The 12,577-nt window shown below is 70.2% G+C and carries 13 protein-coding genes; 8 read left to right on the forward strand and 5 right to left on the reverse strand.

The genetic code is table 11. From position 1 onward, the window contains the following. Positions 1–19 precede the first annotated feature (19 nt). The 3 genes from ACIBVL_RS41885 to ACIBVL_RS41895 are packed head-to-tail and all read left to right on the forward strand — an operon-like array spanning position 20 to position 2,306. Complete coding sequence (locus ACIBVL_RS41885; protein WP_399106290.1) at positions 20–439, forward strand: Zn-ribbon domain-containing OB-fold protein; 420 nt, start codon at positions 20–22, stop codon at positions 437–439. Continuing rightward, on the forward strand, positions 436–1,590 hold the full coding sequence (locus ACIBVL_RS41890; RefSeq protein ID WP_399106292.1) for a thiolase family protein: 1,155 nt from the start codon (positions 436–438) through the stop codon (positions 1,588–1,590). The genes ACIBVL_RS41885 and ACIBVL_RS41890 overlap by 4 nt, the downstream gene beginning before the upstream one ends. An 11-nt stretch (positions 1,591–1,601) precedes the next feature. Continuing rightward, the gene (locus ACIBVL_RS41895) at positions 1,602–2,306 is read left to right on the forward strand and encodes an SDR family NAD(P)-dependent oxidoreductase (RefSeq protein ID WP_399106294.1); all 705 of its coding nucleotides are present in this window, start codon (positions 1,602–1,604) and stop codon (positions 2,304–2,306) included. Between the two features lie 95 nt (positions 2,307–2,401). On the opposite strand, the gene ACIBVL_RS41900 is transcribed toward ACIBVL_RS41895, so the two are convergent. Continuing rightward, positions 2,402–3,052: a TetR/AcrR family transcriptional regulator gene (locus ACIBVL_RS41900; protein WP_399106296.1), complete on the reverse strand. Its 651-nt coding sequence runs from the start codon at positions 3,050–3,052 to the stop codon at positions 2,402–2,404. Between the two features lie 142 nt (positions 3,053–3,194). Between ACIBVL_RS41900 and ACIBVL_RS41905 the strand changes: the two genes are divergently transcribed. Beyond that, positions 3,195–3,803, forward strand: a complete 609-nt coding sequence (locus ACIBVL_RS41905; RefSeq protein ID WP_399106298.1) for a TetR/AcrR family transcriptional regulator — start codon at positions 3,195–3,197, stop codon at positions 3,801–3,803. A 33-nt stretch (positions 3,804–3,836) separates the two neighbouring features. Here the strand turns inward: ACIBVL_RS41905 and ACIBVL_RS41910 are convergent, their stop codons facing one another. The 4 genes from ACIBVL_RS41910 to ACIBVL_RS41925 all read right to left on the reverse strand — a co-directional run bounded on the left by ACIBVL_RS41910 (position 3,837) and on the right by ACIBVL_RS41925 (position 7,920). Further along, entirely contained in the window at positions 3,837–5,309 is a 1,473-nt protein-coding gene (locus ACIBVL_RS41910; protein ID WP_399106300.1) for a dihydrolipoamide acetyltransferase family protein, read from the reverse strand. Positions 5,310–5,313: 4 nt separating this feature from the next. After that, positions 5,314–6,339: an alpha-ketoacid dehydrogenase subunit beta gene (locus tag ACIBVL_RS41915; protein WP_399106302.1), complete on the reverse strand. Its 1,026-nt coding sequence runs from the start codon at positions 6,337–6,339 to the stop codon at positions 5,314–5,316. A gap of 5 nt (positions 6,340–6,344) precedes the next feature. After that, entirely contained in the window at positions 6,345–7,355 is a 1,011-nt protein-coding gene (locus tag ACIBVL_RS41920) for a thiamine pyrophosphate-dependent dehydrogenase E1 component subunit alpha (RefSeq protein ID WP_399106304.1), read from the reverse strand. 118 nt (positions 7,356–7,473) lie between these two features. Next, complete coding sequence (locus tag ACIBVL_RS41925) at positions 7,474–7,920, reverse strand: VOC family protein (protein WP_399106306.1); 447 nt, start codon at positions 7,918–7,920, stop codon at positions 7,474–7,476. Positions 7,921–8,224: 304 nt separating this feature from the next. On the opposite strand from ACIBVL_RS41925, the gene ACIBVL_RS41930 reads away from it, so the two are divergent. The 4 genes from ACIBVL_RS41930 (at position 8,225) to ACIBVL_RS41945 (ending at position 12,472) form a co-directional block, all read left to right on the forward strand. Beyond that, a complete protein-coding gene (locus tag ACIBVL_RS41930) occupies positions 8,225–9,493 on the forward strand; it encodes an aromatic ring-hydroxylating dioxygenase subunit alpha (RefSeq protein WP_399106308.1) in 1,269 nt (422 codons plus the stop codon). Then, positions 9,490–10,314 carry an SDR family NAD(P)-dependent oxidoreductase gene (locus ACIBVL_RS41935; RefSeq protein ID WP_399106310.1) on the forward strand — a complete coding sequence of 275 codons (825 nt, stop codon included), beginning with the start codon at positions 9,490–9,492 and terminating at the stop codon, positions 10,312–10,314. Before ACIBVL_RS41930 ends, ACIBVL_RS41935 begins: the two co-directional genes overlap by 4 nt. A 32-nt stretch (positions 10,315–10,346) precedes the next feature. Further along, positions 10,347–12,083, forward strand: coding sequence for a PEP-utilizing enzyme (locus tag ACIBVL_RS41940; protein WP_399106311.1), 1,737 nt, complete (start codon positions 10,347–10,349; stop codon positions 12,081–12,083). Between the two features lie 74 nt (positions 12,084–12,157). Then, positions 12,158–12,472 (forward strand): putative quinol monooxygenase, encoded by a 315-nt coding sequence (locus ACIBVL_RS41945; RefSeq protein WP_399106313.1) that lies wholly within the window; start codon positions 12,158–12,160, stop codon positions 12,470–12,472. Positions 12,473–12,577 lie beyond the last annotated feature (105 nt).

Consider the following 12,577-nt stretch of genomic DNA (forward strand, 5'->3'; position numbering starts at 1 on the left):
GAGAAGGACAGGACGACGCATGACCACCAGACTCATCGACGACAGTCTGTTCGAAGGTGCGGATCCCCCGCGCCTCGTGGGGGCGCGCTGCACGGGATGCGGCACCGTCGTCTTCCCCCGGCAGGAAGCGTGTCCCAGGTGCTCGGACGGGACCATGGCCACGCACCCGCTGCCGGTGAGCGGGCGGGTGTGGTCGTGGACGGTGCAGGCGTTCCCGCCCAAGCCTCCGTACCGGCCGCCGGCCGGGGGTCACCAGCCGTATCTCGTGGGCTATGTGGATCTCGGCGAGGTGCTGGTCGAGGCACGCCTGACGGCCTCCCGTCCGGACATCCGGATCGGGCTTCCGGTCCGGCTCGCCACGGTGCCCGCGTTCCAGGACGAGGACGGGACCGAAGTGCTGACCTTCGCGTTCGGTCCGGACGCGGAGGGGCGGCGATGAACCGGGCCGACGAGATCTACGTGGTCGGATGCGGGATGCACCCCTTCGGCCGCGACGAGTCCGTCACCGGGATGGACATGGCCGTACGCGCGGTACGAGAGGCGCTGACCGACGCCGGTGTGGCCTGGGAGGACATCGGCTACGCGGCGGGCGGCTCCGACGTGTCCGGCAAACCCGACACGCTGGTGGGCCGGCTGGGGCTGACCGGTGTGCCGTTCGTCAATGTGCAGAACGGCTGCGCGACGGGAGCCTCGACGGTCCTCGCGGTGGCCAACGCGCTGCGGGCCGGCGAGGCGTCGCTCGGGCTGGCCGTGGGGTTCGACAAACACGAACGGGGCGCGTTCCACGTCTCCGCGGCCCGTTACGGTCTCGGTGACTGGTACGCGGAGACCGGGATGATGCTGACGACCCAGTTCTTCGCCCTGAAGACACAGCGCTATCTTCACGAGTACGGAATTCCGGAGCGGGCGCTGGCGATGGTGGCCGCGCGCGCATTCCGCAACGGCTCCCGCCACCCCCTGGCGTGGCGGCGCAAGGAACTGACCGAGGAGGAGATCCTCCACTCCGCGGAGGTGAGCCCGCCGCTCACCCAGTACATGTTCTGCTCCCCCGGCCAGGGTGCGGCCGCGCTGGTGCTGGCCCGCGGCGACCGTGCGTTCGACCTGTGCGAACGCCCGGTCAAGCTGGCCTCCTTGGCCTTCCGGACCAGACGGTTCGGCTCGTTCGAGGTGTTCTCGCCCTGGCTGCCGCCGGGACCGCACCGCAGCCCGAGCGTCGACGCGGCTCAGGCCGTCTTCCGCGGGGCCGGTCTGCGGCCCGCGGATGTGCAGGTCGCCCAGTTGCAGGACACCGACAGCGGCTCGGAGTTGATCCACCTGGCGGAGACGGGACTGTGCGGGCACGGCGAGCAGGAGGAACTGCTGGCTGCCAAAGACACCGACCCCACGGGCCGGATTCCGGTCAACACCGACGGCGGGTGCCTGGCCGGCGGCGAGCCGGTCGGCGCCTCGGGGCTGCGTCAGTTCCATGAGGTCGTAAGGCAGTTGCAGGGCCGCGCGCCGGGAGTGCAGGTGCCGGGCGGTCCACGGGTGGGCTTCACCCATGTGTACGGGGCGCCCGGGATCAGCGCGTGCGCGGTACTGACCAGTTGAGGAGAAGTGTCATGAACGAGGTCAGAACCGCCCTGGTCACCGGCGGAGCGCGTGGGATCGGCGTGGAGATCTGCCGCCAGCTCGCGGACCGGGGGCTGCGGGTACTGGTCGCTGCGCGCAAGCGGGAGGCGGCCGAGGAGGTGTGCCGCACCATCGGCCCGGCGGCGCTGCCGCTCGCCCTGGACGTGGGCTGCGCCAAGAGCGTCAGCGAGGCGGTGCGGAAGGCCGGGGAACTGGTCGGCGGCGGGATCGACGTCCTGGTGAACAACGCGGGGATCTCGCTGGACGGTGATCTGCGGCCGCCGTACCTCGACGAGGAGGTCCTGCGTGCCACCCTGGACATCAATCTCGTGGGTGCCTGGCGGATGGCCGAGGCCGTCGTCCCCGCAATGGTGCGGGCGGGCTACGGGCGGGTGGTCAACCTCACCAGTTCCTACGGCTCATTGGCGCTGATGGACTCCGGCCGGCATCCCGCCTACCGCGTCTCCAAGACCGCGCTGAACGCCCTGACCCGGATGCTGGCGGGTGAGCTGGCCGGAACGGGCGTCCTGGTCAACGCGGCCGACCCCGGCTGGACCCGTAGCGGTATGGGCGGCGCGTCCGCTCCGCGCGGTCCTGAGGAGGGTGCGGACACCCCGGTCTGGCTGGCGACCCTTCCCGAGGGCGACGGGACGACGGGCGGGCTCTTCGCCGAGCGCAAGCCACTGCCCTGGTGACCGGGCTCCCGATGGAGTCCCCGTGCCGGAAGGACTCCGGCCGGTCCCGCGCAGAACCTGACAGCTCCGTGGGACCGGCCGGGTTCAGGCCGAGGTCACGCCGAAGCCGCCGGGGCCTCCTGCCGGGCGGCGACGATGCGCAGCGACACCGACCTGACGGCCTCCTGCAGGGACTCTGACGGCAGCTCGGACAGCGGCCCGCCCTCCGCCCGCAGCGCGGTCACCAGGATGGTCGTGGTGATCAGCGTGCGGACCGCGAGCGCCTGCGAGGCGTGCCGTGACTTGGCCGCCCGAGGGCTGCGGGTGGTGTTCTCGGGCAGATAGTCGTACGCCCGTTGGATGTGCCGCTCCTCGAACTCGTCGCGCAGCAGCTTGATGTTGCCGTTGGCGGAGGCCATCTGGACCTGGTAGAGCCGGGCCTCGTCCGGGTTCTTCTCGACCCAGTCCCACACTGCGTCGATGACGCGCAGCAGGCCCGCGGCGTCGCCGGGCTCGGTGTCGGGGCGGGCCGTCTCCACCACCGCGTTCAGCTGGTCGAAGACCAGCCGCATGGCCAGTTCGAGCAGCTCCTCCTTGCCTGCGAAGTGGTAGTAGACCGCCGTGGGCACCACCTGTGCCTCGTCCGCGATGTCCTGCACACTGGTCTCGGCGAAGCCGTTGCGGCCGAACACCCGCACAGCGGCGCTGATGATGTGCTGGCGTCGCGAAGGACGGTGGGCGGGCTGCTTGCCGTTCGTGGTGGCCATCATGCTCCCTGGCGGTTGCCGCGACCGGTGTCTGTGCGCTCCGGCGTACTGACCATGTTATCCAGTTACTCTTCCTGTTCGAGCCCGTAAATCCTGGTACCCGGTGGCTCTGGAGCCCGAAGATCGCGGCATACTTGACACCATGACTACATCCGGGACCCGTGCAGCTCACCGCCCCTCGCGCAAGCAGTGGGTGATCGAAGCAGCCACGGAGCTCTTCGCCACCCAGCCTCCCGACGAGGTGACGGTGGCCGACATCGCGGCGCGGGCGGAGATGACGTCTGCGGCGGTGTACTACCACTTCTCCTCCAAGGACCAGGTTCTGGTGGCAGGAATGCGGGTGTTCGCCGCAGCGCTGCGCGAGCAGTTGGAGACGCTCACCCAAGCGCACGAGCCCGGCTCGGACATCAGCCCGGCCGTGACGGCGCTGGTGGTCTGGCTGGGCGAGCACCGGTCCGCCGCCACCGTGTTCTTCGTGTCCTCGGCCGGCATGAGCCAGGAGGCGGAGGCACTGCGCCACGAGATCCGTACGCAGTTGCTGGACGAACTGGTGCGGCTGGTCCGCAAGGGCCGTGCACCGGTCACGGACGCGGAGGCGGCGGTGACCGGCCTCGGCATGCTGGCGCTGGTGGAGACGGCGGCGATCTCGCAGCTCCGGGGGGACGACGTGTATCGCTCCCTGGGCCACCGCTCCTTCGTCGACGAGGTCGCCCGGCTGTCCGAGCGCATCGTCGACCCGGCGGCCAAGTAGCGGGCGCCGGGTCGACGAAAGCCTCCGTGGTCCTCAGACCAGCAGACGCAGGGGCTTGCGCAGCAACCCGGCCACCGTGCGCAGGTACTCGGCCGCCGGCGCCCCGTCCACGGCGCGATGGTCGAAGGTGAGGCTCAGGGTGAGCACCTGAGTCCGCCGTGGCTGGTCGTCCACCCACTCGACGCCGTCCCGCAGCCTGCCCACTCCGAGGATGGCGACGTTGCCCGGGTTGACCACCGGGGTGAAGAAGTCGACTCCGTATCCGCCCAGCGAGGTGACGGTGAACGTGGCACCGTCCAGCTGTGCCGGTGATATCCGGCCGGCTCGGGCGCTCTCAGCCAGCTCCCTGGCCTGTGAGGCCAGTTCGGGCAGCGGAAGCGCGGCTGCGTCCTCGATCACCGGGACGAGCAGACCGTTCGGCACGGCGACCGCGAATCCGACGTGGATGTCCTCGAAGAGGTGGATGCCGTCTTCGAGCACCCCCGCGTTGAGCAACGGGTGTTCGCGCAGGGCCAGGGCGGCGGCCTTCATCAGGAAGTCGTTGAGGCTGGGCACCGGCAGGTCGCTGTCGGCCCACTCCTGTTTGAGCTGGGTCCTCAGGGCCACGACGGCGTCCATCCGCACCTCGTAGCCGTGCGTCAGCTGCGCCATCTCCTGGAGGCTGGCGTGCATCCGGCGGGCGATGACGCCGCGCATCCCCGTGAGGGGGACGACGTCCCCGGGCCGGGGTGCCGCGGTGGCCCGGCGGGCTGCCGCCGGCGCCGGTGCCGGCGTGGGTGCCGATACGGGAGCCGGCGTGGCCGCTTCGAGGTCGGCCCGGCGGATCCGGCCACCCGCGCCCGTGCCTCGGACGTCGGCGAGGTCGATGCCCCGCTCTTTCGCCAGTCGGCGGACCAGTGGTGAGACGGGGCTGACCTGACCGTCCGGTACGACGGGCGGCGGGGCAGCGGGTGCCATGGCCGCCGGCGAGGATGCCGCGGCGAGCAGGTACTCCTCCACGTCCTCGGAGACGATGCGCCGGCCGGGCCCGGTGCCGCGTACGGCGGTGAGGTCGACGCGGGCCTCGGCTGCCACCCGACGGGCGTTGGGCGAGGCCAGAAGGCGGGCACCGCCACCGTTGAGACCCGCCGAGCCGTTCACACCGGCGATGTCAGCGGCGCCGTTGACCGACGGCGACACGGGGTTTACAGCTGCGTCGGCCGTCGCGGCGGCTTTGGACGACCCGGGCCCGGCGGGCATCGGCGTACCCCCCGGGCCCGGTGGCTGCTCGCCTTCGGCCAGCAGCCAGCCGATGAGCGTCCCGGCCGGGACGGTCGTCCCGGCGGCGACCAGGGGGTGGAACACTCCCCCGGCCTCCGCCTCGACATCCACGTCGACCTTGTCGGTGTTCAGACGCATCAGTGCGTCACCCTCGGAGACCGTGGCGCCGGTCGGCACGAGCCACTCGTCGATCGTGCCTTCCTGCATGGTCAGGCCGATCTTCGGCAGCAGAACTTCGACCGCCACTTCGTCACGACCTTTCGAGGAGACGACGGCAGCCCTGCGCGATGCGGGCGCGGTCGGGCACGTAGGCCTTCTCCAGCACCGGGGAGAACGGCACCGGGGAGAAGGGGGCGCCGATGCGCAGAACCGGCGCGTCCAGGTGATCGAAGGCCTCGTCCTGGATCTGTGCGGCGATCTCCGCGCCCAGTCCGCCGAAGGTGACGGCCTCGTGCACGACGAGGACCCGGTTGGTGCGGCGCGCGGAGGCGATCATGGTCGCGGTGTCCAGGGGCTGCACGGTGCGGGGGTCGATCACCTCGACCTCCACCCCTTCGGCCGCCAGCTCGTCGGCCGCGGAAAGCGCCTCGCCCACCATGCGGCCCAGGGCGATGACGGTGACGTCGGAGCCCTGCCGCGCGGTGTGGGCCTGGCCCAGCGGGATGTCGTAGATCTCCTCGGGCACCTCGCTGGTACTGCCCAGCAGCACCTTGTTGAGCATCACGACGACGGGGTTGTTGTCGCGGATCGCCGAGACGGTCAGCCCTTTGGCGGTGTACGCGTCGCTGGGCATCACGACCTTGAGGCCGGGCACATGGGCGAGCCAGGCCTCCAGGCTCTGGCTGTGCTGGGCGGCGGCGCCCAGGCCCGCGCCGGAGGCGGTGGTGATGGTCAGCGGAACGGAGACGGAGCCGCCGAACATGTACTTCATCTTCGCCGCCTGGTTGACGATCTGGTCCAGGCAGACGCCGATGAAGTCCATGAACATCAGGTCGACGACGGGGCGCAGGCCCCGGGCGGCCGCCCCCACGCCCAGGCCGACGAGGGCGGCCTCGGAGATCGGGGTGTCGATCATGCGGCGGGGGCCGAACTCGTCGAGCAGGTTGTCGAACATGCGGAAGACACCGCCGTAGCCGGCCACGTCCTCGCCGGCGACGAAGACGTTCTCGTCCTCACGCATGGCCTGCGCGAGACCTTCGTTGAAGGCTTTGACGTAGCTGAGCTTGCGGGCCGTGCCGCCGGGGGCGAGGGCCGGTGCTTCGGTGATGGTGGTCATGGCGGTCATCCCGAGTAGACGTTGAGCAGCAGGTCGGAGGTGTCGGGCAGCGGGCTGGCCTCGGCGTATGCGACGGCGTCGGCGATGTCGTCGCGGGTGCGCTGCCAGGTGTCGTCCAGCTCGGCGCGGGTGGCGATGCCTTCGGCTATGGCACGGCTCTCCAGCAGGTCGATCGCGTCGCGGGCCTTCCACTGCGCGACCTCGTCGTCCGAGCGGTACGGGTGACGCAGACCCTTGACGCCCTGGTGGTCGTAGTAGCGGTAGGTCTTGGCCTCGATGAACATGGGGCCCTCACCGGACCGGGCGCGGGCGACGGCCTCGACGGTGGCGCGGTGGACGGCGACCGCGTCCATGCCGTCGACGATCACGCTGGGCATGCCGTAGGCAGCGGCCCGGTCGGCGACGTCGGTGAGCAGCATGTGCTTGGACTGCGGGGTGAACTCGGCATAGCCGTTGTTCTCACAGAAGAACAGCACCGGCAGTCGCAGTACGGCGGCCATGTTGGCGGCCTCGTGGAAGCTGCCGATGTTGGTGGCGCCGTCGCCGAAGAAGCTGACGGCGATGTTGTCCTCACCCTTGTACTGGGCGGCGAAGGCCGCGCCGACGGCGATCGGGATGCCGGCGCCGACGATGCCGTTGGCACCGAGCATGCCGAGGGTGACGTCGTTGATGTGCATGCTGCCGCCGCGGCCGAGGCAGGCGCCGGTGACGCGGCCGTACAGCTCCGCGTACATGTGCCGGAAGCTGACTCCCTTGGCCACCGCGTGACCGTGTCCGCGGTGGGTGGAGGTGATCTGGTCGTCGTCGCGCAGCGCCGCCATCACCCCGGCGGCCACGGCTTCCTGGCCGACGTAGAGATGCAGAAAGCCCGGCAGCTTGCCGGCCTCCATGAGCTTTCCCGCCTCGGTCTCGAACAGCCGGATACGCACCATGCGCTCGTGCAGATCCCTGATGACCTGCACTGATGCCTGGTCTGCGACCGGATCGGCCGACTTCTTCGATGCCCTCTGAGCCATCGTCCGCCCCTTCGCCCCGAGCGAGGTTTTGTCAAGCAATCGGACTTTATTGTGCCGGCCTACAGTAACCAGCAGGGGCACCTTACTGAAGAGGTTCTCTAATTACTACGGGCAGGGCTCAACCGGCTTCGAGGTCGTCACCACGCCGGTCCACGAGCTCCACGCGATTGCCCTCCGGATCGGCCCAGAAGCTGATCCGCCGACCGCGGGCCGACACCACGACCGGCGACGACAGCGGCCTGCCACCGGCGGAGGGCAGCGCGGCGACGAAGGGCGCGACATCGTCCACGTGGAAGGTGAGATACGCCAGACCGCAGCGTCCGGCCAGCGGCACGGCCGCCGGGATGGACGCCGCACCCGCCCGAGGGTGGATCAGTTTGATCCGCCCCCCGGACGGCACCTCGAGCCAGACGACGAGGAGCCGCCCGCCCAGTCCGGCCGGGCCGGCGATCGCCTGCGGGATGTGCGAGCGATGCACGGGGACGCAGCCGAGCGCCTCGGCATAGAAACGCTCCATCACCTCCAGGTCCCGCACCACGACCCCGGCCTCGAAGGGCTGGGTCATCCATGCCCTCCCGGACCCCTCGGCCGGACCGGTCGTCTCATCGGTCACCGGACCACCCCTCCGTCGGCCAGCCAGCCGCCAGCCACCCATCTCACCCCAATAGCTGGATCCGTTCAATAGAAAGATCCAGTCGAGCCGGGCGTGCCCCTGTCACAGAAGGCAGGTTGACCTGTGCAATTCCACCCGACGAAGTTCAGCACTTTCTATTGACACGCAACACTAACTCCTGTTCTTGTGGCGGTCGCAGCACAGCTGTCGCACCAGGACTTTCACCAGCTCGCGGCTGGGGAGGATTGAGGACATCGTGGTCCAGATCAATTCACCGGAGACCCAGGCGGCGGAGGACGAACGTCCCCTGCCGCCCCCCGCTCCGGAATACACCTCATGGATCGGCCAGGACCGCTCCACGGACGCCGCGGGCGTGGCCACGCGGCAGGAGGCGGCCGAACTCGCTGAGCGTGTCATCGAGCACTACATCAACAACACCACGCACGAGGCCGAGGAGCAGTGGACGGAACCCGTCGACAACTACCTCGACGCCGACCGCTGGCTGCGGGAGATGGACGCGGTCCACCGGAGCGTTCCGCTCCCCCTGGCCATGTCGGCCGAGCTCCCCGGACCGGGCACCTACAAGGCGCTGGACGTACTCGGCGTACCCATCCTGATCACCCGGGACCGCCAGGGTGTCGTCCACGCGATGATCAACGCCTGCCGGCACCGCGGGGCCGAGCTCGTCGAGCCGGGCTGCGGCGTGGCGAAACGGATCACCTGCCCTTACCACGCCTGGTCCTACGACCTGGCGGGCGAGCTGCGCGGCGTGTACGCCGAGAAGACCTTCGGTGAGGTACCCCGCGAAAAGCGCAGCCTGATCCGGCTTCCCGTGGGTGAGCGCGCCGGCATCGTCTTCGTATCGCTCGATCCGGCCGCCGAGCACGACCTGGACGCGTGGCTGGGGGACCTGCAGCCGCTGCTGGAGGGGCTCCGCTTCGCGGACTGCCACCACTACGCGACCCGTGAGCTGACCAGTCCGAACTGGAAGGTCACCCTCGACGGCTACCTGGAGACCTACCACTTCGCGTCACTGCACACGAAGACGGTCTTCGAGACGAACTTCTCCAACATGATGGCCCACGACACCTGGGGACCTCATCAGCGCCTCGGTGCGGCCCTGCGGCCCGTCGCCGACCTGGCGGAACTGCCCGCGGACCAGCGCGATCCGGGGGACGTCGTAGGGGCCATCTACTGGCTCTTCCCCGGTCTGGCCATCGCCGGCACCTGGCGCAACAAGATCGCCGTCTCCATCGTGATCCCCCGTACGGCCACCGAATCGGTGACCCAGCAGATCATCCTGCTGCGCGAGCCCGCCGTCACCGAGGAGGAGCGCCACGCCGCCGACCAGTTCGGCGAGTGGTTCTACGAGGTGGTCCGCGACGAGGACTACGCGACCACCTACGGAGTGCAGCGAGGGCTGAAGGCCCTCGCCGGGACCGACTTCGTCTTCGGACGCAACGAACCCGGGCTCCAGCACTTCCACCGCACCATCTACCGCCTCCTGGACGAAGCGTCCAGATGACCAACCAACCACACTCGCAGGAGACCAGCATGGTGGCTACGGGCAGCCTCGACGGACGTGTCGCAGTGATCACGGGCAGCACGCGCAGTATCGGCCGCGCCATCGCCGAGGCCTTCCTGGCCGACGGGGCCACGGTCGTGCTCAGCGGCCGCTCCGAGATCAAGGGCAAGCAGGCACTGGAGGAACTCCAGGCCGGTGACAAGGCCACCTTCCACGCCTGCGACTCCAGCAGCCAGGCGGACATCGAGGCACTCGTCGACTGGACGGTCGAGCGCTTCGGCCGACTGGACATCATGGTCAACAACGTCGGCGGCACGGAGGGCTTCGCGCCCGTCCACGAGCTGAGCGACGAGGCCTGGCACAAGGCGCTCGACCTGAACCTCAACGCCTACTTCTACGGCACGCGCCGCGCGCTGAAGCCCATGCTGGAAGGCGGCTGGGGCCGGGTCATCAACATCTCCTCGGTCGAGGGCAAGCAGGCCAACAAGCCCGCCATCAGCCACTACATCACCAACAAGCACGCCATCCACGGTCTGACCAAGGCGACCGCCTTCGAGTACGGCACCCTCGGCATCACCTGCAACGCGATCTGTCCCGGCGCCGTCGACACCGACCTGATGCGGGCCGCGGGACCCGCCGCGGCCGAGGCCGAGGGCATCAGTTACGAGGAGTGGCTGGGCCGGTTCGCCGAGCACGCCGCCACCAAGAAGATCACGACCGTGGAGCAGATCGCAGGAGTCGCCAGGCTGCTCGCGAGCGACGCGGGCGCTGGCATCACCGGCACGCTGATCAGCGTCGACGGCGGCACGGCGCAGTGGTGAGCGGCGCGACGGACGGCGGGAGCCCCATCACCATGAAGCACTGGATCACCGACTGGCAGCGCAGCGAGCGACTGCCCCACTACACCCGGGCCAACGCGGGCGAGACCCTGCCCGAGCCGGCCAGCCCGCTGGGCTGGAGCCTGGTCTGGGGGCGCGGCCTGCAGGGCTGGCGCCGCGGCTTCATCGACTTCAGCATCTACCGCGAGGAGGAGATCGCCGGCACCCGGCCTCCGTTCGTCGGGATCTTCGGCGGCTACTTCTACCTCAACCTGTCGCACCTGCGGCTGTTCGGCATCCGCATGGGCCAGACTGCGGCCGATATCGACGCGGCCTTCGTCGGCCAGCGCTCCGACACCCCGGTGTACGTGGCGCACCCCGACGACGAGGACACGGAGCTGACGGCCAAGGCCGGCGGGATCCTGGGGCAGATGCTCGGCCAGACCGGCTACCCGGAGGGCGACGCCGACCATGAGCGGCTGCGCCGGATCCGCCGGGAGCGGCCCGCCCTGACGCAACTGTCCGACGCCGAACTGGTGGCGCGTGCCCGCGGCCTGCTGGACGAGGTGGAGACCACCTTCCAGAGGCATGTCGAGTCGTCGCTGCCGGCATCGGTCGGACCGGCGATCCTCGGCCCGCTGTGCGCGAGCATCGACCGTCCCGGCGCGATGCTCGACCTCATCAGCGGTCTGGGGGACGTGGACTCGGCGGGTCCCTCGGCGGGCCTGTGGACGCTGTCCCGGCAGGTGGTGGCCTCCGCCGAACTGACGGCGCTGTTCGACCAGGGGCCGGCCGCGGTGGAGCAGGCGCTCGAGGGGGCGACCGGCGACGTGAAGACGTTCCGGGACTCGTTCGACGAGTTCCTCGCCGAGTCCGGCGACCGCGGCCCCAACGAGTGGGACATCCACGCGCTGTCCTGGGAGGCCTCCCCGATCCAGGCACTGTCCCTGGTGGACCGGATCCGGCACAGCTCCGACGGTGATTCTCCGGCCGCCCGGCACGAGCGGCTCACAGCACACCGTCAGGCGACGGCCGCGGAGGTGCGTGGCGCCCTCCCCGAGGACGCGCAGCCGATGTTCGACGCCGGAATGCACGCGTCCAACGTGTGGATCCCGGCGCGCGAGCGGACCAAGGCCAACTGCGTCACCGTCATCAACGAGATCCGGATGGCGATCCGCGAGCTCGGCCGCCGCGGTGTCGAGGCAGGACGCTTCGCGCAGCCCGAAGACGTGATGATGCTGCTGGACACCGAGCTCGACGACTACGTCGCCGATCCGGACCGCTTCGGCTCCGTCATCGCCCAGCGGCTTCAGGAGTACGGCGAACTCCGCCAACTGGAACCGCCGTTCTTCATCGCGGACGACTCCCGGACCGAGATCGACAGCTGGCCGCGGCGCAGCGACGAGCACACCGAGGCCGCTGTCGGAGGCGACGTCCTCAAGGGCGTCGGTGGCAGCCACGGCACGTACACCGGAAGGGTCCGGGTCGTCACCGACCCCGCCTCGTGCGAGGCGCTGGAACCCGGCGAGGTGCTGGTGGCACCGATCACCGACGCCGCCTGGACCCCGCTGTTCCTCGTCGCCGGAGCGGCCGTCGTGGACGTCGGCGCGCTCAACAGCCACGCCGTCGTGGTCTGCCGCGAGCTGGGCATCCCCGCCGTCATCTCCGTCGAGGACGGTACGCAGCGGCTGCGGGACGGGATGGTGATCACGGTCGACGGCACCAAGGGCACGGTCACCGTGGACAGCGTCCCGGCGGCACTCGCCATCTGAAGGGCCCGTGGGCCCGTCGCTCCTTCCTGACCGAGGGCGGCGGGCCCACGGGCATGACCGTGGAAAGGACCACCGTGGCAGAGGAAATCATCGTCGCCGGCTGGATGGACTACGACCCCGCACAGCGCGACACGATGCTGGGGCATCTCGTCGAGGTCGGCAAGCGCACCCGTGCCGAGGAGCCCGGCTGCCTGGACTACGCCATGACCGCGGACCCCACGGACGAACGCCGGATCCGGGTGTACGAGCGGTGGGTGTCCCAGGAGGCCCTCGACGACCACTTCACCACCGCGCACATCAAGGAATTCCGGAATGCCGTGGCCGGACTGACCCGGTCGGGGGTCTCCATGGAGATCTTCAGCATCGGGGCATCGCGAACGATGCGGTAGCAGCACACGTGAAGGGGGCGCCCGGCCCCCCCCCCCCCCCCCCCCCCCCCCCCCCCGCCGCCCGGGGGGGCGCCCCCCCCCCGGGCCGCGACCCCCCCCCCCCCC

Origin of the sequence: Streptomyces sp. NPDC049687 (genome assembly GCF_044465285.1) — a bacterium.
Classification (GTDB): Bacteria; Actinomycetota; Actinomycetes; order Streptomycetales; family Streptomycetaceae; genus Streptomyces.

Coding starts and splice junctions, on each gene's coding strand:
- ACIBVL_RS41885 (WP_399106290.1), top strand. CDS start 20: ATGACCACCAGACTCATCGACGACAGTCTGTTCGAAGGTGCGGATCCC.
- ACIBVL_RS41890 (WP_399106292.1), top strand. CDS start 436: ATGAACCGGGCCGACGAGATCTACGTGGTCGGATGCGGGATGCACCCC.
- ACIBVL_RS41895 (WP_399106294.1), top strand. CDS start 1,602: ATGAACGAGGTCAGAACCGCCCTGGTCACCGGCGGAGCGCGTGGGATC.
- ACIBVL_RS41900 (WP_399106296.1), bottom strand. CDS start 3,052: ATGGCCACCACGAACGGCAAGCAGCCCGCCCACCGTCCTTCGCGACGC.
- ACIBVL_RS41905 (WP_399106298.1), top strand. CDS start 3,195: ATGACTACATCCGGGACCCGTGCAGCTCACCGCCCCTCGCGCAAGCAG.
- ACIBVL_RS41915 (WP_399106302.1), bottom strand. CDS start 6,339: ATGACCACCATCACCGAAGCACCGGCCCTCGCCCCCGGCGGCACGGCC.
- ACIBVL_RS41920 (WP_399106304.1), bottom strand. CDS start 7,355: ATGGCTCAGAGGGCATCGAAGAAGTCGGCCGATCCGGTCGCAGACCAG.
- ACIBVL_RS41925 (WP_399106306.1), bottom strand. CDS start 7,920: ATGACCCAGCCCTTCGAGGCCGGGGTCGTGGTGCGGGACCTGGAGGTG.
- ACIBVL_RS41935 (WP_399106310.1), top strand. CDS start 9,490: ATGACCAACCAACCACACTCGCAGGAGACCAGCATGGTGGCTACGGGC.
- ACIBVL_RS41940 (WP_399106311.1), top strand. CDS start 10,347: ATGAAGCACTGGATCACCGACTGGCAGCGCAGCGAGCGACTGCCCCAC.